Here is a 21266-nt window from a genome sequence, read left to right as displayed (position 1 = left end):
TCATCATTTAAAGGGAATGCTTAAGGGTAAAAGAAAAGCAAGTGAGCATTGACTTGACCACTTGCCTTCTTAATAAATCAAAGAACAGTAGTTAAGTGTTATGAGTTTTCATAAACTCTATTGCCTTACTAATAGCAACTTTTACATTGTTTTCCATTTCAAAACGTTCTGAAGCAGGTAAGTAGAATGACATATCAACTTCATGTCTAATATAACGAGTGGGTAGTTGATTTAGCACTACACAGGTTAGGTCAGCAATAAAATCAGCTTCATATTTCTCTTCTAATTTTAGCGCGGCAAAATGTTGTACGACTAGTTTTTCATAATAGTTATGAATGTCATCAGATATTCTCATTCCAGCCCTCTTTTACGATTAAATAATAGATTAATTTATTGTTTGTTATTATTTAAGATTAATGCGAGATGAAGCAAAAAGCGAGTTATTTAACAGATATCATCGCGGTTTTTCTGAAACTTCTATTTCGCGCTCTATTTTTGAAATAGCTTGACGACATCGACCTAACCTTTGGTGAAGGGCAAGGACTTCATCCAATATTTTCTTTGCTTTGGCAGGCGTTGCGCTTTGACGAAGTTGCTCTCTTTCATTGAGCATAGCAAGTAAGCGGCGCTCAAACTCGTGGTGCTCTGCTAATTGCTGATAGAGCGCTTGACTGGATTTAAAGAGTTCTTTTGCCGCTTTCTTATAGCGCCTAGCGTTTATCGCTGTTAATCGGTATTGTGCTTCTTGATGAAGCCCTTTGTTTGATCTTATTGCATTGATTATTGATGATATTTGTTGCTCAATACCTTGTAATCTATTTTGCGATAGTTCTTTTTTTCCACTCTTTAATAACCGAGCTAATTCGATAGTTTTACCACGTACCTCATCAACATATGCGCCTATTTTATCACTATTGGTGGCAAATAAAGCTTCTGAAAAGATATCTTTATCTTTTAAAAGATAATGTGATTTAGTCTGCTGATTTTCAGTATCAATAATTTTAGCCTGCTCAGCTAGACTATCTAAAACAGCTGTAATTCTGTCGATTGCTAATTGCATATTTGACGACCTCTTGACCTTGTTATTGAGTGAACCACGCATGATAAGTTAAATTTGCTGACATAGAAATAACGACGATGATGAAAACAGGACGAATAAAGCGGTTACCAAACTTTATTGCCCAATGTGCACCCACAGCAGCACCTAGCATGATAAATATACCCATCGAAATACCGATAATAAAATTAACATAACCAAAATAAATAAAGGTTAATAAACTACAGAAATTACTGACAAAATTAGTTGAACGCGCCAATCCGCAGCTCAGTAATATGTTTATTTTGTAGAGTGCACTTGAGGATGCGGTCCAAAATGCCCCGGTTCCAGGGCCGGCGAAGCCATCGTAAAATCCTAAGAGTAAACCCTGAATACTTTGGGTGATTTTTAAACGAAAAGTTAACGCAGGTAGCCCCTTTAACTCAGTGACAATGGTTTTAGAAAACAGGGTGTAAATGGCAGTGATAACGATAACAATAGGAATAAATTTTTCTAGAAAATTACCTGACAAATAGCCAACAGCAAACGTGCCCGCAACAGCACCTATTGCCGTATATAAAATAGATAAACGCCAAAATTTGGGATCAAATAGCTTTTTACGATAAAAAGTCACTGAAGCGGTTAATGAACCAAAAGTAGCGGCAAGCTTATTGGTACCTAAAGCAAGATGTGGTGGTAAACCGGCCGAGAGTAATGTTGGAACAGTTAGCATACCACCACCGCCAGCTATTGCATCAATGAGTCCTGCGATAAATCCAATGGCACATAAAGTGAACCATATTTCAAAATTAAAAGTTGAATCTATAAACATAAATAAATATAGGTAAATTAGTGCTATAGGCGAATAGTAGCACGGTTTTAATCTTTAAATATGTCAAATTACCAACCTTTTTTTTATAAATATTATCAATATTTCAATAAATAAATTTGACTTAGTACGAATGAATTAGTAAAACTAATAGGAGCAAATATATTTACAGAAAATTGTGTTTGTTTAGTCGCCTAATTTATTCAGAAAGTTACTGCAAATCACTTACGATTTTTTTAACTTAATGTTTATTTTTTGTAACGAAACCAGCAAATTTATGTAATTTGCTGGTAATTAGCAGCCTTTTTTATGTACCTAGTTGACAGCAACGCTGTCGTCTGGGAGTATTGCATTGTTTTATTCTAGAGAAATAAAAACTTAAAATGGCAGATTATTAAATTTGCGTTAACATCTCCATGTTATCCACATTCAATAGCAATTGGTTGGGAACTATGTCCAAATTTAGCAACAAGAAAAGCCTTATCGCTTCGACGATAATTGGCGCACTAGCATTAACAGCAAGCAACTTCGCTTCTGCAGATGCATTATCAGAACTACAAAAAGCAGAAGCTAGCACTTTTCAAGCTTCTAAAAAATCACAACAAAAAATCAATAGTATTTATGAACAAACTATTGAGCTTTTAGGTGAATATCGTTTAACTGTTGATGAAGCTGAAACTTTATCTCAATACAATGATCACATTCAATTGATGGTTAATGACCAACTTGCGAATATCAAATCTTTAGAAGATCAGATCGCTGGTATTGACAAAACTAAACAAGGTATCGTTCCTCTTATGTATAAGATGATTGATACGTTAGACAAGTTTGTAGCGTTAGATATTCCTGTGAATATTGAAAATCGTAAGGAGCGCGTTGCTAATTTACGTGACGTGCTAGGCGCTTCTGATATTTCGGTATCTGAACAGTTTCGTTTAGTACTTGAAGCTTACGAAATTGAAGCAAACTACGGTACTGTTTTTGCAGCTTACCAAGGTGAGCTTGATTTAGGCGACCGTACAATTACTGCTGATTTCGTTCATATGGGCCGTGTAGCTCTAGTTGCTCAATCACTAGACATGAAAAATGTTTGGGTTTGGAACAATGAAACACGCGGTTGGGAAGCATTAGGCGATGAATACTTAAAGCCTACTAAAGATGCAATCGCTATGGCGCGTAACCAATTACCAAAAGATTTGACTAAATTACCAGTATTTGCAGCGGGAGCGAAATAATGAGAAAAATTATTAATTTTGTAATGCTTGCTGCGTCAATGACTGTAGCAACTTCAGCCGTAGCTAATGACTTGGATGATTTATTAAAACAAGTTAAAAACGATCGAATTTCTGAAGGCAAGCTTGATAAAGCGCGCGAAGCAGAGTTCACTTCAGCTCGTGCAGACAAGCAAGCACTTTTGAATAAAGCTAAGAAAGAATTAGCTAATCAAAATACACGTAACGACCGTTTAACTAAAGAATATGCTGCTAACGATATTACTATCGCGCAACGTTCAGTTGAATTAGACAACGCTAAAGGTACTCTTGGCGAAATGTTTGGTGTTACTCGTGCTGCTGCCGCTGATGCTTACGGTCAAATCGTAACATCAATTGTAAGTGCTGAATTTCCTGGACGTGGCGCAACATTAGATGTTATTGCCAACTCTAAGAAAATACCTGAACTTGAGCAACTTGAAGAGTTATGGATTGCTTTACAAACTGAAATGACTCAATCGGGTAAAATTTCACAGTTTAGCGCTGAAGTAACAAGCTTAGATGGTTCAACCTCTACGCAAACTGTTACACGTATTGGTACTTTTAACTTAGTATCTGCTGACGGTTTCTTAAACTACAATGATGAAGTTGGTCAAATTCAACCTTTGGCTAAACAGCCAGCGGGTTATATTTCTAGCACAGCTTCTGATTTCTTTGGTGAAACTTCTGGCTATCATCCTCTATACGTAGATCCTTCACGTGGCGGTATCTTAGCCCTTGAAACTCGTAAGAAAGTTCTTATGGAGTTCTACCATGAAGGTGGCACTGTTGGTTATGCAATCACAGTATTACTTGTTATTGGTTTCTTAATTGCTTTAGAGCGTATGATTTTCTTAACGACTATTAGCTCTCGCATCAAGACTCAAGAAAAGAATATTGAACAGCCTAATGATAACAATCCACTAGGACGTTTAATCAAGGTTTATCACGAAAACAAAAATGTTGACGCTGAAACACTTGAACTTAAACTTGATGAAGCTATTTTACGCGAAACACCGAAAATCGATCGCGGTATCAACTTAATCAAAATGTTTGCTGCTATTGCCCCATTAATGGGTCTATTAGGTACAGTAATCGGTATGATTATGACTTTCCAAACGATTACATTGTTTGGTACAGGCGACCCGAAAATAATGGCTGGTGATATCTCTCTTGCACTTGTAACAACTGCATTAGGTCTAATTTGTGCATTACCACTTATCTTAATCCACAGCGTTGTTGCGGGTAAAAGTAAGTCAGTATTGCAAAAGCTTGACGAGCAAAGCGCAGGATTAATTGCTGCCATTGCTGAGAAGGAGTCTAAATAATGTTATTCCTGATAGAGCTTTGGGAATCTGTCAGGAGTTTTATTGCGACAGGTGGTAACGTATTATATGTTGTTGCCTTCGCTCTCTTACTGATGTGGGTAATGATGATTGAACGCTACTGGTTCTTATCAAGAATTTATCCTGCAATGAAAGACGATATCGTCAATCGTTGGGATGCACGCCAAGATACTACATCTTGGTATGCCCATCGGATTAGAGATACTTGGATCTCCGAAGCGACAGAATTACTAGAGCAACGTATGCTCACAATTAGAACCTTAGTGGCAATGTGTCCACTGATTGGATTGCTAGGTACAGTCACCGGTATGATTGGTGTGTTTGAGACAATGGCTCAACAAGGTACAGGTAATCCGCGTCTGATGGCTGCTGGTATATCAATGGCTACTATCCCGACAATGGCGGGAATGGTTGCTGCGTTATCAGGAGTGTTTTTCAGTACAAGGTTAGACGCTAAAGTTAAACTAGCAAAGGCTAAACTGATTGACAGTTTACCTCATCACTAGAGAGATATTCGAATGGCACGTAAACGTATTCGTGAAGACGAAGAAGCAGTAATTGATATGACACCGATGCTAGACATCGTATTTATCATGCTGATCTTCTTCATAGTAACCACTTCATTTGTAAAAGAAGCTGGTATTGAAGTTAACAAACCTAAAGCCGCTAACCAAAGTAAGCAAAAATCAGCTAACATCTTTATTGCTGTTAGAGAAAATGGCGAAATTTGGTTAGATAAACGTCGCGTTGATGTCGAACGTGTTGCTGCTAACATTGAAAAATTATTAGCAGAGCAACCAACTGATGTTGTTATCATTCAAGCAGACAAAGATGCAAAACATGGCATAGTTGTTAAAGTGATGGATGCGATTAAAGATGCAGGTATAGATAGAATTTCTATTGCTGCAGCGAAGGGGTAGTCTATGGTTCGCTTTTTAGTTTCATTACTACTAGGCGCAGCGGTTACTTTTGCACTATTTTCTTTTATGGCTTTTCTTGTTTCAAGTGGTGACATGACGAAACAAGATCCATTAGATAATATTATTGTAGAAGTTAATACTACGCCGCCTAAGTCAGCAGCAGAACGTCGACAGCGTGTACCGCCGCCGCCGCCACCGCCGCCAAAAACGCCACCTAAGCCTCAAGCTCCAGAGCCTGAAGCTAATAACAACTCAGGTGGACTAACGTTTAATATGCCTAGTGTGCAATTATCTGGTGCTAATTCAGGTATGTCTGCTCCGGGAGCTGGTTTTGGACGTGACGGTGATGCATCGCCAATCGTACGTATTGACCCTAAGTATCCACAGCAAGCCGCTCGTGATGGTAAAGAAGGCTGGGTTAAGCTTTCATTTACCATTACCGAACTTGGTGGTGTTGAAGATGTTGAAGTCATCGATTCAGAACCGAAACGTATATTTGACAGAGAGGCTAAACGCGCTTTGAAAAAATGGCGTTACAAGCCAAAAGTTGTTGACGGTGTTGCTCAACGTCGTCCTGGTTTAACGGTACAACTAGACTTTAGTATGAATAAGGAGTAATCAGAATGAATAAGATTTTTATATCTATATTGATCATAGGTTCAGTAACGATTGCTCATTTGCCTTTATCTCCTGTAGCTTATGCTATAGGGGAAGAACAGAGTGAGAGACAAGAGCGTAAAACACAGCTTGTTGGTCCAACTGTTGGTAAAAAGGTAGCCAAAGCTTTTGAAGCTTACGGCGTTGAAGCTGAAGATGGTTCTAACATCGATAATGCTCTGACTTTGCTTTTAGAAATAAATGCAAAAAAAGATTATGATATTGCTTTTTTAGATCGTTTTATTGGCGTGATGTATGCGCAGAAAAGTGACGAAAAGAATGCAATTATCTACCTTAACAAAGCACTTGCACCTGATATCTTAAATGAGAAAGAGCATGCCGACTCACTGAAACTAGTGGGTGACTTGCAGATGCAAGTACAAGGCTATAAAGAAGCGCTTGTTGCTTATGATGCTTGGATGAAATTTACAGGGGAAACTGATGGTAATGTTTGGATCAAAATAGCTCAGGCTAATTTAGAACTTAAACAATACGCTAAGGTTATTCCTGCTGCCGATAATGCTATCGCGGTTTTTGGTGATAAGAAAAACCAAAACCCACATGTTCTTAAATTAAACTCTTATTATGAACGTAAGATGTTTAAAGAATGTGTTGAAGTTTTAGAAACAGCAGTGCAATTATTCCCTGAAGTTAAACTATTCTGGACTCAGTTAGCCTCGTTTTATGCGATGGTTGAAGATTATCCAAAAAGTTTACAGACATTGGATCTAGCTTATAAGCAAGGCTATCTTGATAAAGAAAACGAAATTAAGATGCTTGCTAACTTGTATGCTCAAAGTCAAATTCCACATAAAGCAGCTGTTTTAATGGAAAAGTATATTGATTCGGGCGTTGTACCTCGTGATGACAAAAACCTCTTTACTTTAGCTAACAGCTGGCATGCTGCTCAGCATATAGGTAAAGCTGCTGCTTACTACGGTGAATTAGCCAAAATGACTAATTTATCTAAGCATTACAGCAAGCAAGGTATGTTGTTAAATCAAGATGAGCAATTTGCTAAAGCGATAGTTGCTTTAAAGAAAGCCATCGAGATTGGTGTTAGTAACGAAGGTCGCTTGAACCAAAGTATCGCAGAATCTTACTTTTATCTTGAAGATTATAAGCAAGCCAGTGTTTATGTACAAAAAGCATTAAAAGACCCTAAGTCACGTAGAACGGCTAAAGGTTGGGTTACTTATATCAAAGATACCGCAGCACGTAAGAACGTTTCTATTTAACTTCTTTTGTCTTTGCGTTAAAAACCAGCCTTATGGCTGGTTTTTTTATCGCTAAAATTCCTTCAATCCAAAAGATACTTCGTTAAATTTAGTTGATTATTCTTGATAAATTTTTAGACTGACCGCCTCATTAAAATAATTGAGCCCTTGTATAGTGTTACAGCACATAATGTTTGAGACTACCAATCACTAAATGAGATTGCCTTCTAATGATCACTTTTGCCATAAAAGAGACCTTTCCTAACACCCTAAATCAGCACCAAATAGGTCTTCTCTGATACGTTCAATGTCATTAACTTAAGGATTTAACACATACGTTTATAATTCATTGGGTACTTATTTGTCTTTTTTCTACGGTCTTGTCTAAAAAATTTACGATTGGGTCGAATAATACTTAAATTCTTTGATGTTTTACTTATCAGTAGTTCGTATAACTTAAACTCAGCTAACTTCATTGTGAACCGAACAATATTATCTTTCAGTTGACTTATCGCAAAGGTGAAATTGATTTTATATTCATAGAGCCTATTTTTTTTTGGCTTCTTTATTTTTCGTTTTGCATCATGGATTGCAGAAGCAGCAAGGTTTTTAGTCAATAACTTAGCGTGTAAGTCTTGTAAAACACCTTCAACAGAAACACTAGAATAATTCTCAATATTGAGGCGACTTTTCAATACTTTGTAATCTTCTTCAACCCCCCAACGTTGGAAATATAAATCAGCGAAAAGAGCAGTAGGATAAGCTTGTATATCTGTTAATGATGAAACCAAAATTTCTGGCTCACCTGATGGCAGGTCAACTCGCACTAATTTTAACTGTAGTGACTCTGTCGATATTTTATCTTTTCGGCATCGACGAAGAGACTTCTCAAGACAAGGAAAATCAACGATATCACTATATTTCCCACTTTCTAAGAAGGCTTTAACAACATTAGAGCCTTTAACAATGCGCATGCAGAAATCAACATTTTTTAGCCTATGGTATTTATAAAACCAAACGGCAGGGTAACCTCTGTCATAAACGACTAAGTCGCCTGCTTGGGTTTTAGTTAAGTGCCTCAGTGCCATTTCACGCTCTCCTGTTGAATGACTTTCTACCTGTAAATCTAGGGTAATATTATTCTTAACATCATAAAGTTGAGAAAGACGCACGGCAGGCATATCAGCATGTGAACGAGCTTTACCAAAATGCTTAAGTAGTTTGTCATTTTTAGGTAATTGTGTGACTGAGCCATCAACAGCTAACAGTCTATGGCCTTGCCATTTATCAATGGTTGCAGCTTGATAGAATGTTTGAACTAAATCATCGTTTAATTCAATAAAAGCCTGGTGAGATAGTTTCATTCTTGCTTTACAAAAGGCAGCGGTACTCACTGATTTTGTCGATAAATAACTATCATCGATAACATTAAAAAACCGACAAAGTTCAGCTTGAATTGAACCGTTAAGAGCATTCAACATAAAACTTATTAAACGAGGAAAAGTAAGCGTTCGGTTTCGAGTGAAATCGGTAGGATTTTTACGATGTTTTTGTAAAAATTCAGTTGAATGAATCTTACTGGTTAGTTTTTGTACTATTTGAATTAAATGGTGAACAGTTCATAGGGACAGTCTCTAATTTTTTAATTCTTCGTTAGGTTAGCAACTAGATAACTTATTGTAAATCCGAAATTTATCCTTAAGTTAATGACATTGCTGATACGTTAGCTGACCTTACACAAATTCAATTTTAATACTTAACCTGTGATTGTTGGCATAAATAATTTGATGCAACGAGGCCAATTTTTTATCATAAAACAAGAAAAATATTACACATCCTGTGATGTTGAATATGCTATTGGTCAACACAATTACTTGACCACTTCAGTTGAAAACAGACTAAACTTAGATGTGCTTTCTCGAGATATAAACTGAATACTTTCCAACACGGAAAGAAATAACTTTCCAAGATGGAAAGTTTTGTGTATATTACTTTCCGATACGGAAACTAATGAGTAATGATTATGAACAATAATAGAAAGCAAATAAATTCAGAAGAAGCTAAAGCTGCAATTAAATCTATTAAAAAATTTGAAAATTCTTCGTTACAACTCGCCATACCTTCACCCTGGTTTGGGATAGCAATGTCAATAGTCGTAGGGCTTTTAGTGTTTTTAATTGGGGCGGGACTCCGTGATTACTATTTTTTTCCAATTATAGCTTTACCTTTAATCATCGCTATACATCGTAGTAAAATGAAAGTATCACCTCGGACGACAACAAGCAAAAAGACTCTCATTGCACTTGTCGGCTTAATAGGATTAATGTTTGGATTAATATTCGCTGGAATCTTTGTTCGCTCGTTATATGGCACAATGATAGGGCCAATTATTTGTAGTTTAATAGCGACCTTTACCATTTATTGGATAAGTGTTTCTGAACGTAATGAACATAAAAATAAAATTGACCAGGATATAGGTTCGTGAATATCGCACAGTTTGACAGTATTATTCATGCCCCTAATCGGCTTCAGATTTGCTCGCTGTTAGTACCTATTGAAGATGCAGAATTTCAGTTAATTCGAGACCAATTGGGAGTTAGCGATTCAGTTCTTTCAAAACACGTCAAACAACTAGAGGATGCTGGGTACGTGAAACAACGTAAAGAAAAAGTTAACGGTAGGCTACGTACATGGTTGTATTTAACTGAAGCAGGTAGAAGAGCATTTGAAGGACACGTGGCAGAATTGATGCGTATTGTTCAAGTTTCCGACTTATAAGAATTATAGTCACTTGGGAAATATTTACTTACGAAAAACTACCGATTATTCTTTTCGTGCGACAAAAAAAATGTGGATTAAGCGCTTTAGTAAAACACTAATAATGTCAGCTTTTAGCTGTTAAATACTATAAATCTCCCGTGGTTTTCATCTGTCTATGTTTTGTTGCCAGACGGTGACGAGGGGAGGAAGTAGATTTAAATGTATGAAAACCTGCCTTATTTTGAATATTCGCTGCATATAACAATTCGAGTTGGTGATAAGTATGATATATGGTCAAGGTTAGAACCTACTTTGCCGAGCGATATATTTGGTTTTATTAAGCTGCTCGTAGCCACGATTATTTTCTCGGCTGTAATAGGTCCCCTGATATCTATCTTCTTATTTTAGGGGGATGTGATTTACTAAGGGACTTGTAATAAATTGATTTAATATGTCATTAGTTGATATGACTATAAACTCAATCTTTTGATTTTAGGTAACAAATCAAATTCTCTTATATTAATGAATTTCGAGTGAAACAATATAATAAAATTGCCCCTAATATGTTCATGACTTCGCAATAGCCTAATGTCAGCTTCATGGCTAATCAGTGACCTAAAGAACAAACCATAGTTAATGTCAGGAATGCGCACAAAGTGATCCTAAATATTCCGGTTTATCTCAAGTATTATGACTGAACCGTCGTCTTTTCAAAAAGCCATCTTAACTGCATCCCCTTAAAAACGACCAAGCGTAAATGAGACTAATATCAATCATTATGCCTAGCCACAAAGGCCATGATTTATCATTGATCTAGATCAACTTTTACTAGAAATAAATCTTGTTGTCGGCTAGAATGCGCGCTGAATATTTTCAAGTTAACGAGATCAACATGTCACACGGCGAAGACTTCAAAGACAGCTCATCTATATTTCATTTATTAGCAGCGATTATTGTATTAGTTTCAGCGCCACTTTTGCCTATGGTAATGGGTTGGTTCACTCTGCTTTCAAATTAGTATTTTCTCGTTTAATTAAAATAAGAAGTATTAATACTATGGTTATATTACTCGCTGATGATAAGCAGAACGTTTTAGATTTTATTACCCCGTTACTCGAACAACAGGGTCATATCGTTGAAACTGCAGGCAATGGTTTAGCTGCCTTTGAAAAAGCGCAACAGCAGCATTTTGACCTATATATTATTGACCATCTTATGCCTTTTATGAACGGTATTCAGTTAAGTAAAAACCTTCAAAAAAAACCTTTTACCGTTAACACTCCTATAATTTTCATGACAACTCAAAACACTACTGATGTCATCGCTTTAACTCGTTCACTCTATTTTCATGCCATTATTGCCAAGCCTATTAATGAAAACAGTTTGTTAAATGCAGTAAATGAAATAAATCAATTAAATAATACCAATACAAGTCGTTATTCACTGTAAATCATCGTACTTTTGCTTTATTCTTTAGCCATGATAAATTTTTACTTTTGATATGCTAACGATGACCGATACAGAACTCTCTCTTTTACAAAACTCTATTCACGCCGTACCTGATTATCCTAAACCAGGCATTTTATTTCGTGATATTACCGGCTTACTTGATGATCCGGCTGCTTACCAGTTAACCATAGATTTATTTGCTGCTAAATATAAAGATTCTGGCTTTACTAAGATTCTTGGTACTGAAGCTCGTGGCTTTTTTTTTGGTGCACCTTTGGCATTAGCGCTTGGTATTAGCTTTATTCCTGTCCGCAAACCAGGTAAGTTGCCAAGAGCGACAATTAGCCAAAGTTACCAACTTGAATATGGAACAGACACCTTAGAAATTCATCAAGATGCACTAACCGCAGATGATAAAGTTTTGATAGTTGATGATCTACTTGCCACCGGTGGCACTGTCGAAGCAACATTCATGCTTGCTAAAAAGCTTGGTGCAGAAGTTACAGATGCTGCATTTGTTATTTCATTACCTGATTTAGGCGGTGAAAAACGTTTAACGGATCTTGGCTTATCGATTTATTCTTTACTGCAATATAACGGCGATTAGGCAGTCATATGAGTTATCAAGTATTAGCACGTAAATGGCGCCCTAAAAAATTCACAGAATTAGTGGGTCAAGAGCATGTTGTCACTGTGCTAGTTAACGCACTAGAGCAGCAACGTCTTCATCATGCCTATTTATTTACCGGTACTCGTGGTGTCGGTAAAACAACGATAGCTCGAATTTTTGCTAAAAGCTTGAACTGTGAACAAGGGATAACTTCAACGCCTTGCGGTGTTTGTGATACATGCCAAGATATTGACCAGGGCCGTTTTATCGATTTACTTGAAATTGATGCGGCTTCTAAAACAAAGGTTGATGATACGCGTGAAATACTTGATAACGTTCAATATGCACCGACACGTGGTCGTTATAAAGTTTATTTAATTGATGAAGTACATATGTTGTCTCGTAGTAGCTTTAATGCGTTATTAAAAACGCTTGAAGAGCCACCTGAACATGTGAAGTTCATTTTAGCGACCACAGATCCTCAAAAGCTACCGGTAACTGTGTTATCTCGTTGCTTACAATTTCACTTAAAAGCATTAACCGTCGGCCAAATTGAGCAAAAGACTCAGCAAATTCTTACCGCTGAAAACGTCTCAGTTGAACCCGGTGCTTTAACCTTATTAGCTAAAGCCGCTCGCGGCAGTATGCGTGATTGTTTAAGTTTAACCGACCAAAGTATTGCGCAAGGGCAGGGAAGTATTACTCTCGCCAATGTTCAACAGATGTTGGGTGGTGTCGATCAAAATTGGGTTTTTAAAATACTGATAAGCTTATTAAAGCAAGATCCTAAAGCGCTGATGCTGCTTTCACTCGATATAGCCTCATACGCACCTAATTACAGCCGCTTAACCGCAGAGCTTATTCAGTTACTCCATCAAGTTGCTATGACGCAAGTTGTTGGTCAACACTTTGATTTGTCACCTGAGCATAACCAATTGGTTGATAAGTTCAGTAAAGCAATGAGTGCTGAAGATATTCAACTTTATTATCAAATAGTGCTCAATGGCCGTAAAGACTTACCTTATGCGTCTGATGAACAAGCAGCCTTTGATATGCTTTTACTGAGATTATTAGCATTTACACCAATCAAAAATAGCGAAAGTTTACCCGATACTCAGGTCCGTCAAACCAGCGACTTTGACGATGTAAGCTTTGCTAAAAGCAATATTAATAAACCTGATAATTTTGTTGCGTCTTCTTTAGTTGAGCAGCCCCTAGTCGAGCAACCATCAGTTGATCAGCCTATAGCCGATTTAGCTGAAAGTAGACCAAACCTTATAACGGGTAATGCTTCGCCAGTAACAACAAGTCCTTTAGAAGAACAATCTATTATTACTTCGCCTGAGTACTCAGCTGTACCCGAAGCGCCCTTAGAGCAAGAGCATCCTGCGATGTCTCCCTCTATAGACTCAGCTGAAGAAAGTAGACCCAACCTTATAACGGGCAATGCTTCGCCAGCAACAGCAAGCCCTTTAGAAGAACAATCTATGATTACTGCGCCTGAGTACTTTGCTGTACCCGATGCGCCCTCAGAGCAAGTGCATCCTGCGATGCCTCCCTCTATAGATTTAGCTGAAATAGCCCCAAATATCGATACGCCTACTTCTCAATCGCCTATAGAAAAAGCTATAGCGACCCGGAACATGTTACGTAGTCGAAAAAAAGGGTTGGAAAATAGCGCAAAAAAGTCAAATGACGCTAAAGGGCGTCAAGACACAAAGAGTCCAGATGTTATTGAAGCAATAACTCAAGAAGAGCCTCGTTCAGATGTTCCTGCATTAACATCTATTTCTGAGCAGGCTTTTGATGTTAGTGCGATAGACCCAGCAAAAATACGCTCTGCTAATCAAGTCGACAAATGGGCAAATATGATTGACGCCATGTCGTTAACAGGGCGACTGCGTCAATTGGCAATACATGCAACCGTTGATGAAAGGTCTACCGACGATTTATTGCTACTTAACTTAAATCAAGCGACTAAACATTTAAACAGTGATGTTGCTCATAAAAAGCTAGAACAATGCATCTCTGATTTTTTACAACGAAAAATTACGGTAGAATTGACGATTGTCGATGAGACCTCGCATGATCCGTATCAAATTCAATCACATATTAATGATAAACGTTATGACTATGCGAAAGAATTATTACAAAATGATGAAATCATTATTGGTTTGAAAACTCATTTTCAAGCACAATTAGATGAAAATTCGATTGTAGCATTGTAACTGCTACTTGATATTTGTCGCGTTAAGATCTATCTTTGGCGGCAACAGAACTTTGGAGAAAAAATTATGATGAAAGGTGGCATGGGCAACTTAATGAAACAAGCCCAACAAATGCAAGATAAAATGGCTAAAGCTCAAGAAGAATTAGCTAAAATGGAAGTTATTGGTGAGTCAGGTGCCGGCATGGTTAAAGTGACTATGACAGGCGGACACAGTGTTCGACGTGTTGAAATTGACGACAGCTTAATGGCAGACGATAAAGATATGCTTGAAGATTTAGTTTCAGCCGCGTTTAACGATGCCGTTCGTCGCGTTGAAGCACAAAATAAAGAAAAAATGGGCGCTCTAACAGGTGGTATGCAATTACCTCCTGGGATGAAAATGCCTTTTTAAGCTTTACTCTTAATAAAAATGGCACCTTAAGGTGCCATTTTTGTTTGGGCAAGGATTTAAGATAACACTCAAATAGATTCTTTAACGTTTTGGCACGTCGTTTATAATAGAGTTTCAATAAACTGTCGGTTTAGCGCGTTTTGGAGCATTCTGTTTATTAGTCCCAGGCTCAGGTTAAAGCATAGCGCCGTCTATTTTTCCATATAAAGGGCTATAATTTACTTTAATGCCGTGGCAACTGCGCCGCTTTATAGTTAAATATTGTTTGCTTGTGTCCAATCTTTGAGCTTTTCTAAAATATCTAATGCGGTACGGCCAAAGTCGGTGATTTCATACGCGACGGCAATAGGACGATCGCTAATAACTTCACGCGTTACTAAGCCTTGAACTTCTAATTCTTTAAGGCGTTGATCAACCATCTTTTTACTTGCGCCCCCTAACATGCGAGATAATTCGTTAAAGCGTACGGGTCCATCTTTTAAATGCCAAAGGATAGAGGCTTTCCACTTCCCCCCTAAAACGCGCATACCTCGCTCAATCAGACAGGGTTCTTCACAGCTTTGTGAATTTATTTTTTTTACGTTACTTGTTGTTTTTATTGTTTTTGTAATCATTATTCTATTTTTATCTTAGTGGTTACTAAAAGTATACTGGTTGCTTTAATTAACCACTCTAGCATAATGTGAGTATATAGCCAATTTACTCTCTCGATGCATTAATGTTAATGCAACCTTAGGAAACTATTTTATGCCAAAACTTATCTCATACGATCCCATTAATAGAGCGCCTTTAGGCGAAGTCCCTGTTACTCAAGCCCCACAAATGGCAGCGGTTGTGTTACGTGCAAAGCAAGCACAAAAAGCTTGGTCAGCACTGTCTCTTGAACAACGCCAACAAAGTGTAAACAAGGCCTATAAAGGACTGGCTATGGTTGAAGACGAACTGGCATTACTAATTAGCCAAGAAATGGGCAAAGATCACCGAAGAGCAAGTTATGAAGTGGCTGGCACCGTTCAGAACGCCTCTTATTTTACTGAAGAAATAGTGCAAGCGCTCAAAAGTGAGGCGATAACAAACAATGCACAAATGCAATATCGCCCCTTAGGTGTAGTTGCGGTTATATCGCCTTGGAATTATCCACTGGCCATGGCGAATAACTTGCTATTACCTGCATTAATTGCCGGTAATAGTGTGGTGTTAAAGCCATCAGAAGAAACACCTTTGGTTGCTGAACTTTTTGTTAATACACTCAATAAATTATTACCTGAAAACGTATTACAAATAGTGCACGGTAATGCAGATACGGGCAAAGCTTTAGTTGAAGCCGATATTAATATGGTCGCCTTTACCGGTTCACTCGCGGCTGGCAAGCATATTATGGCAAGTGCAGCAGCAGGGCTTAAACGCTTAGTTATGGAGTTGGGGGGTAACGATCCGCTTATTGTGATGGCAAACGCAGATATTAACAAAGCGGTACAATTTGCTGTTGCAAGTTCTTTTGAAAATGCCGGGCAAATGTGTACGTCTACCGAGCGCATTTATGTTGATGAGCAGATCGCCGATGAATTCGAGCAGAAAGTTACGGCTTTAGCTAATCGTTATCAAGTGGGCGCTTGGGATCAAAAACATGTCAACTTTGGCCCGATTGTTAATCCTAAGCAGCATGCTCTTGTTTTATCGCAACTTAAAGATGCACACGCTAAAGGTGCAAAATTTTTATTAGGGACACATCACTACGAGTTGCCTTATATACAGCCTACTGTTGTCACTGGTATTACCGCTAATATGCTTTTAGAGCAAGATGAAACCTTTGGCCCTGTGGTGGCTATTAGTCGCTTTAATGAGTTGTCTGAAGCGGTTGAACGAGCCAATGCCAGTTCATATGGTTTAGGTGCTGTGGTTTTTGGTTATGATGGTGCTAATAAGGTTGCAGAGCAAATGGAAGCGGGGATGGTCGCTATTAATCAAGGCGCCGGAGGCCTTGGACCTTGGGTTGGGGCGAAACAAAGTGGTTTTGGTTTTCATGGCACGGCAGCTGGTCATCGCCAGTTTACACAGTTACGCATTATCAACCAATAGCAATACACTATGGTCAGCACAACCCTTTAACTAAGCAAATGCGTTAAGGCCAGTATACCCATTATTGAAAGAGTAAAATATGAAACAAACAATAGACACAAACACTGACTTTTTTGTCGCCGCATTAGAAGCCGGCGCAGAGCACCCGGCTTTACCTGCATGGGGGAACCGTCAGGTTAATCCTGCTAATTTGAGCAAAGATTTTGATATCAGTCATATTGAACGTCGAGAACTGATAGAGGTGCCTGGAGCATTTCAATTATTGAATGTCTTGAGCAAAGATGAGTGCGCGAAGCTTATCGATATTAGTGAACAATTAGGTTTCTTGCCAGATGCTGCCGTTTCTTTGCCACGCAGTGTTCGACACAATGACAGTTTAACCTGGATAGTTGATGAACAAACTGATGGCACTATTTGGCAACGCATTGCGCATTTAATGGATGACCGACAGGCTATTTTTGGTGGTCGTAAAGCGTTAGGGATCAATGCACGTTTTAGATTCTATCGTTATAACCCTGCTGACTACTTTAAGCCTCATTCTGATGGCTCTTGGCCGGGTAGTCGCATTATTGGTGACGAGCTAGTCACTAATGCTTATTCTGACCGATATAGTGAAATGACTTTTTTAATCTTATTAAGTGAAGACTTTCAAGGTGGAGAGACACGTTTTTTAGTCAATGCTGATGATCCCAACCAGCCAGCATCAAGAAATGACAGGGTTAAAAATGTCGATGTTCGAACCCCAGTAGGCGGTATATTATGTTTTCCTCATGGTATGCATCCTTTACAATGTATTCATAGCTCTCTACCTATTACAGAGGGGATTAAATATATCATTCGCAGTGATGTTTTATTTGAATTATAAGTGTTTCTCAATGGCTAAGTCGCTTTACATTGACGTGTGTAAAAGTGCTTTGTCGTCGGTAGAGCAAATCTAATAACTTTTAAGGTGACTGCTTATTGAACACGTAAAGAATATCAGTCAATATAGCTGAGATATTTTGTCAGATGAGCATTAGCCTTATTGACGCGCTTATTTTTAGTCTTGCCATGGATAGAAAAAGTAAAATTGGATATACCTTATGATTGAAATGCCCTTTGATAATTATATGTCTTACACTATAGGTATAGTGGTATTTTTTATGGGTGTGTATTTAACAAAAAATATTAAGTTTCTCCGAGATTTTAATATTCCAGAGCCAGTAACGGGGGGCTTGCTTGCTGCTCTATTTATCTATGCAGTCTATATTTTCACGGGTAGCGAAATAGCGTTTGACTTATCAACCCGAGATCGACTGTTAGTCTATTTTTTTACCGCTATTGGGCTCAACGCTAGGTTTTCTGATTTAGTTAAAGGGGGAAAACCTCTGCTGATATTATTAGTATTAACTCTGTCTTTTATTGTGATCCAGAATGTTGTTGGCATAACCAGCGCAATACTTCTTGATTTACCATCAACCATTGGCGTGTTGGCTGGCTCGGTTTCTTTAATTGGCGGTCATGGCACAGCAATAGCTTGGGCTCCCGATGCTGTTGAACTTGGTATACCTAATGCTCTTGAAATAGGTGTTGCAGCTGCTACGCTTGGACTTGTTGTAGCGAGTTTAGTTGGTGGACCTATTGCTAAATATTTATTGGCTAAGTACCAGCTTTCAAGTGAATCAACAGCAAAGCCTTCTATCGGTATTGCTTATCATAAAACGGATACAGAGTCCTTTAGCCACCTGAGTTTTATGGCGGTATTACTGGTTATTCATATTTGTATCATTATTGGTTTTTTTGCCAATAAGATGTTTATGGAGATGGGTTTAAAATTACCGCTTTTTGTGACTTGCCTGTTAGCAGGAATTTTACTGTCCAACACGGTTCCTCATCTCTTACCTAAATTACATTGGCCCGCTAGAACTCGCTCATTGGCCATCGTTTCTGACTTTTCATTGAGCCTATTTTTAACTATGTCACTGATGAGTATGCAACTTTGGACCCTAGCTGATTTAGCCGGGCCATTATTTATAATTTTAGGCGTACAGACCTGTGTTGCGGTGTTATTTATTATTTATATTTTATTTCCATTAATGGGGCGAAACTATCAAGCCGCTGTTTTAAGTGCCGGCTTTGGTGGTTTTGCGCTGGGGGCAACACCAACCGCTATTGCGAATATGACGGCGGTGACTAAAGCGCATGGCGCTGCACCAATGGCTTTCATTATATTACCTTTGGTCGGTGCATTTTTTGTTGATATTACCAATGCCTTTATCATCAGGATAGCCCTAAATTTTTAAAGCGCATTGACTTTGCCTACATCGAGAAAGTTTAGCGTTAGCGACTTATTGGCTTTTAAAACGGCTATAAATGTTCGCTTTGTTCGTCTACTTAAAGGAATACTCTAATGAAAAATCCGCTGCCAATGGCATTTATATTAATTTTTGTTTCGACATACGTAAGTGCTAAGCAAGATAAAGCGTCATGTGTCATGAAGTTATTTACCCTTGGCGCTGAATCGATGACACTTGGTGAAATTAGATCTGTTTGTGCTAGCCAAGAAAATGATATCACTAGACAACAAAAAAAGACCGAGCAAACAGAATTACAGAGTAGAACAGGCGGTATTACCGATAGAATAAAACGTGAGAAAATGACTGAGTTTGAACCTTATGTGCTTACTCCTCATAGAATGAATTTTGTATTGCCAGCAATGACAACAAATAAAGTGAACAAGCAAGCATATAGATCCTTTGAAGGGTATGAAGACAACTTAGAAAATGTTGAAGCAAAATTTCAACTAAGCCTTAAAGTTCCCTTAAATTATGACAAAATATTTATAGAAGGCGATGGGCTTTACGCAGCTTTTACCTTAAGTGCCTGGTGGCAAATTTATGCGAGTGGCATTTCTAAACCCTTTCGAGAAACAAATTATCAGCCAGAAATATTCTATCTTGCACCGCTTAACTGGCATCCATTTGGAGGTAATACGGGCTTTATTGTCGGGGTAGAGCACGAATCTAACGGGCGAGCACAAGACTTATCACGTAGTTGGAATCGTATTTACACACATATCCTTTTTGAGAAAGAAAAATTTGCGCTATCGATTAAACCTTGGATAAGGTTATCTGAGAAGGAAAAAACTTTTGCTTTAGATCCCGACGGAGACGATAACCCTGATATCGAAGATTACATGGGTAACTTTGAGTTAAGCATGGCCTATAAATGGCGTGACTATGAATTCAATTTCAAAGGTCGACAAAATTTCAGTAGTCATTACGGCGCTGCTGAGCTTGGTTTTACTTTTCCGCTGTGGGGTAAACTAAGGGGCTACGCAATGGTGTTTACTGGTTATGGTGAAAGCCTTATCGATTATAACTATAGTCAAACTAGGTTGGGTATTGGCATCTCACTCAGTGATATTTTATAGCAAAAAAAAACACGCGCTTTATTTTATAAAGGCGTGCTTTATTGTCAAACTATGTCGGATATTAAATTACTGAAAGTACGACTTCAATGTTACCACGTGTCGCATTTGAGTAAGGGCACACAAGATGCGCTTTATCTACCATTGTTTGCGCTTGTGCTTTATCCATATTACCTAATGATATCGCTAATTTTACCGCAATACCAAAACCACCTTCAATAGCACCAATAGAGACTTCTGAATTAATATAAGTTTCGCTCGGCAAACTGATTTTTTCTTCACCAGCAACAAATTTAAGTGCACCAATAAAACAAGCAGCATAACCAGCAGCGAATAATTGCTCAGGGTTTGTACCTTGTCCATCATCTCCACCTAAACCTTTTGGCGTAGATAAGGTTATGTCTAAGCGACCATCATCAGATTTTGCTGTACCTGCGCGGCCACCCGTTGCTGTTGCTTTTGCTGTGTAAGCACTGTTTTCTAATACGTTCATAATAAACTCCAAGTCATTAATGTTTACTTTGTATGCAAAATATATAGGAAACAAATACTGATTGCAAATACTTTGTGTGCAAATTAAAATGTAACCTTCAGGAGAGTATTATGTCATTTGATCAATTAAAACTTAAAAACCAGCTTTGCCATCGATTATATATGGCATCAAACAGTATTGTTCGCGCTTACCGTGAGCCACTAAGCGAACTCAATATTACTTACCCACAATATGTGGTCATGATGGCATTGTGGGAGCATGACAAAATAACTATTGCTGAGCTTTTAGATAAAACCATGATTGATGGTGGGGCGATGACACAAATTTTAAAGAAAATGGTTGATAAGGGCCTTCTAGAAATAATTAAAGACGACAACGACAAGCGCAAGCGCCTAGTGCAGTTAACACAACAAGGGCAAGAATTAAAAATAAAGGCTGCAAGCATTCCTAATACAATCAGTTGCAAATTTACCCATATTAACAGCACACAAGCCAGCCAACTCATGGAATTACTCGACCTAGTAGTCAATGATTTAGCGATAAAAACATAACAAAATGTAAATAAACCACCAGTTAAAATAATAATACTC

The 21266-nt window shown here is 38.0% G+C and carries 24 protein-coding genes; 18 read left to right on the top strand and 6 right to left on the bottom strand.

All coding sequences use genetic code 11. The features are described 5' to 3' along the window. Window positions 1–91: 91 nt before the first annotated feature. The 3 genes from H4J75_RS05725 to H4J75_RS05715 form a co-directional block, all read right to left on the bottom strand. Window positions 92–355 (bottom strand): late competence development ComFB family protein, encoded by a 264-nt coding sequence (locus tag H4J75_RS05725; protein WP_070374088.1) that lies wholly within the window; start codon window positions 353–355, stop codon window positions 92–94. Window positions 356–454: 99 nt separating this feature from the next. Next, entirely contained in the window at window positions 455–1060 is a 606-nt protein-coding gene (gene priC / locus H4J75_RS05720; RefSeq protein ID WP_182217995.1) for a primosomal replication protein PriC, read from the bottom strand. Between the two features lie 22 nt (window positions 1061–1082). Further along, complete coding sequence (locus H4J75_RS05715) at window positions 1083–1868, bottom strand: TSUP family transporter (protein ID WP_182221588.1); 786 nt, start codon at window positions 1866–1868, stop codon at window positions 1083–1085. Between the two features lie 449 nt (window positions 1869–2317). Here H4J75_RS05715 and H4J75_RS05710 point away from each other — a divergent pair, with 449 nt between their 5' ends. Genes H4J75_RS05710 through H4J75_RS05685 form a run of 6 tightly spaced genes read left to right on the top strand, consistent with a single transcriptional unit; the run spans window position 2318 to window position 7276 of the window. Continuing rightward, window positions 2318–3100 (top strand): DUF3450 domain-containing protein, encoded by a 783-nt coding sequence (locus H4J75_RS05710; RefSeq protein ID WP_070374085.1) that lies wholly within the window; start codon window positions 2318–2320, stop codon window positions 3098–3100. Next, on the top strand, window positions 3100–4443 hold the full coding sequence (locus tag H4J75_RS05705) for a MotA/TolQ/ExbB proton channel family protein (RefSeq protein ID WP_070374084.1): 1344 nt from the start codon (window positions 3100–3102) through the stop codon (window positions 4441–4443). The genes H4J75_RS05710 and H4J75_RS05705 overlap by 1 nt, the downstream gene beginning before the upstream one ends. Next, window positions 4443–4967 (top strand): MotA/TolQ/ExbB proton channel family protein, encoded by a 525-nt coding sequence (locus H4J75_RS05700; RefSeq protein ID WP_146798594.1) that lies wholly within the window; start codon window positions 4443–4445, stop codon window positions 4965–4967. The genes H4J75_RS05705 and H4J75_RS05700 overlap by 1 nt, the downstream gene beginning before the upstream one ends. A gap of 12 nt (window positions 4968–4979) precedes the next feature. Beyond that, window positions 4980–5381: a biopolymer transporter ExbD gene (locus H4J75_RS05695; RefSeq protein WP_070374082.1), complete on the top strand. Its 402-nt coding sequence runs from the start codon at window positions 4980–4982 to the stop codon at window positions 5379–5381. A 3-nt stretch (window positions 5382–5384) separates the two neighbouring features. Then, window positions 5385–5999: an energy transducer TonB gene (locus tag H4J75_RS05690; protein ID WP_070374081.1), complete on the top strand. Its 615-nt coding sequence runs from the start codon at window positions 5385–5387 to the stop codon at window positions 5997–5999. 5 nt (window positions 6000–6004) lie between these two features. Then, window positions 6005–7276, top strand: a complete 1272-nt coding sequence (locus tag H4J75_RS05685) for a lipopolysaccharide assembly protein LapB (protein ID WP_182221587.1) — start codon at window positions 6005–6007, stop codon at window positions 7274–7276. Between the two features lie 305 nt (window positions 7277–7581). On the opposite strand, the gene H4J75_RS05680 is transcribed toward H4J75_RS05685, so the two are convergent. Continuing rightward, on the bottom strand, window positions 7582–8829 hold the full coding sequence (locus H4J75_RS05680; protein ID WP_310733786.1) for an IS4 family transposase: 1248 nt from the start codon (window positions 8827–8829) through the stop codon (window positions 7582–7584). A gap of 449 nt (window positions 8830–9278) precedes the next feature. Here H4J75_RS05680 and H4J75_RS05675 point away from each other — a divergent pair, with 449 nt between their 5' ends. The 7 genes from H4J75_RS05675 to H4J75_RS05645 all read left to right on the top strand — a co-directional run bounded on the left by H4J75_RS05675 (window position 9279) and on the right by H4J75_RS05645 (window position 14695). Next, the gene (locus H4J75_RS05675; protein ID WP_182221586.1) at window positions 9279–9740 is read left to right on the top strand and encodes a hypothetical protein; all 462 of its coding nucleotides are present in this window, start codon (window positions 9279–9281) and stop codon (window positions 9738–9740) included. After that, entirely contained in the window at window positions 9737–10033 is a 297-nt protein-coding gene (locus tag H4J75_RS05670) for a transcriptional regulator (protein WP_182217987.1), read from the top strand. Before H4J75_RS05675 ends, H4J75_RS05670 begins: the two co-directional genes overlap by 4 nt. 838 nt (window positions 10034–10871) lie before the next feature. Then, window positions 10872–11033 (top strand): hypothetical protein, encoded by a 162-nt coding sequence (locus tag H4J75_RS05665; RefSeq protein WP_182221648.1) that lies wholly within the window; start codon window positions 10872–10874, stop codon window positions 11031–11033. Between the two features lie 38 nt (window positions 11034–11071). Then, window positions 11072–11464 (top strand): response regulator, encoded by a 393-nt coding sequence (locus tag H4J75_RS05660; RefSeq protein WP_182221585.1) that lies wholly within the window; start codon window positions 11072–11074, stop codon window positions 11462–11464. A 52-nt stretch (window positions 11465–11516) separates the two neighbouring features. Beyond that, window positions 11517–12071, top strand: coding sequence for an adenine phosphoribosyltransferase (gene apt / locus H4J75_RS05655; protein WP_220465244.1), 555 nt, complete (start codon window positions 11517–11519; stop codon window positions 12069–12071). Window positions 12072–12079: 8 nt separating this feature from the next. Next, on the top strand, window positions 12080–14302 hold the full coding sequence (gene dnaX / locus H4J75_RS05650; RefSeq protein ID WP_182221584.1) for a DNA polymerase III subunit gamma/tau: 2223 nt from the start codon (window positions 12080–12082) through the stop codon (window positions 14300–14302). A gap of 63 nt (window positions 14303–14365) precedes the next feature. Next, the gene (locus tag H4J75_RS05645; protein ID WP_146798582.1) at window positions 14366–14695 is read left to right on the top strand and encodes a YbaB/EbfC family nucleoid-associated protein; all 330 of its coding nucleotides are present in this window, start codon (window positions 14366–14368) and stop codon (window positions 14693–14695) included. 254 nt (window positions 14696–14949) lie between these two features. Here H4J75_RS05645 and H4J75_RS05640 read toward each other — a convergent pair whose 3' ends face one another. Beyond that, on the bottom strand, window positions 14950–15306 hold the full coding sequence (locus H4J75_RS05640) for a winged helix-turn-helix transcriptional regulator (protein ID WP_404842393.1): 357 nt from the start codon (window positions 15304–15306) through the stop codon (window positions 14950–14952). 136 nt (window positions 15307–15442) lie between these two features. On the opposite strand from H4J75_RS05640, the gene H4J75_RS05635 reads away from it, so the two are divergent. The 4 genes from H4J75_RS05635 (at window position 15443) to H4J75_RS05620 (ending at window position 20186) form a co-directional block, all read left to right on the top strand. Further along, complete coding sequence (locus tag H4J75_RS05635; protein ID WP_182221583.1) at window positions 15443–16774, top strand: aldehyde dehydrogenase; 1332 nt, start codon at window positions 15443–15445, stop codon at window positions 16772–16774. Between the two features lie 79 nt (window positions 16775–16853). Beyond that, a complete protein-coding gene (locus H4J75_RS05630) occupies window positions 16854–17639 on the top strand; it encodes a 2OG-Fe(II) oxygenase (protein WP_182221582.1) in 786 nt (261 codons plus the stop codon). Between the two features lie 217 nt (window positions 17640–17856). Continuing rightward, on the top strand, window positions 17857–19056 hold the full coding sequence (gene gltS, locus H4J75_RS05625; protein ID WP_182221581.1) for a sodium/glutamate symporter: 1200 nt from the start codon (window positions 17857–17859) through the stop codon (window positions 19054–19056). A 107-nt stretch (window positions 19057–19163) separates the two neighbouring features. Further along, window positions 19164–20186 (top strand): phospholipase A, encoded by a 1023-nt coding sequence (locus tag H4J75_RS05620; protein WP_259366329.1) that lies wholly within the window; start codon window positions 19164–19166, stop codon window positions 20184–20186. 61 nt (window positions 20187–20247) lie between these two features. Here the strand turns inward: H4J75_RS05620 and H4J75_RS05615 are convergent, their stop codons facing one another. After that, window positions 20248–20676, bottom strand: a complete 429-nt coding sequence (locus H4J75_RS05615; protein WP_182221580.1) for an organic hydroperoxide resistance protein — start codon at window positions 20674–20676, stop codon at window positions 20248–20250. Between the two features lie 110 nt (window positions 20677–20786). On the opposite strand from H4J75_RS05615, the gene H4J75_RS05610 reads away from it, so the two are divergent. Continuing rightward, window positions 20787–21227 carry a MarR family winged helix-turn-helix transcriptional regulator gene (locus H4J75_RS05610; RefSeq protein WP_182221579.1) on the top strand — a complete coding sequence of 147 codons (441 nt, stop codon included), beginning with the start codon at window positions 20787–20789 and terminating at the stop codon, window positions 21225–21227. The last annotated feature ends 39 nt before the right edge of the window (window positions 21228–21266 follow it).

It is taken from the genome of Colwellia sp. BRX10-1 (assembly GCF_014077545.1).
Taxonomy (GTDB): Bacteria; Pseudomonadota; Gammaproteobacteria; order Enterobacterales; family Alteromonadaceae; genus Colwellia_A.
Note: the sequence above shows the minus strand (reverse complement) of the source record. Positions and strands in the feature narration are given on the sequence as shown.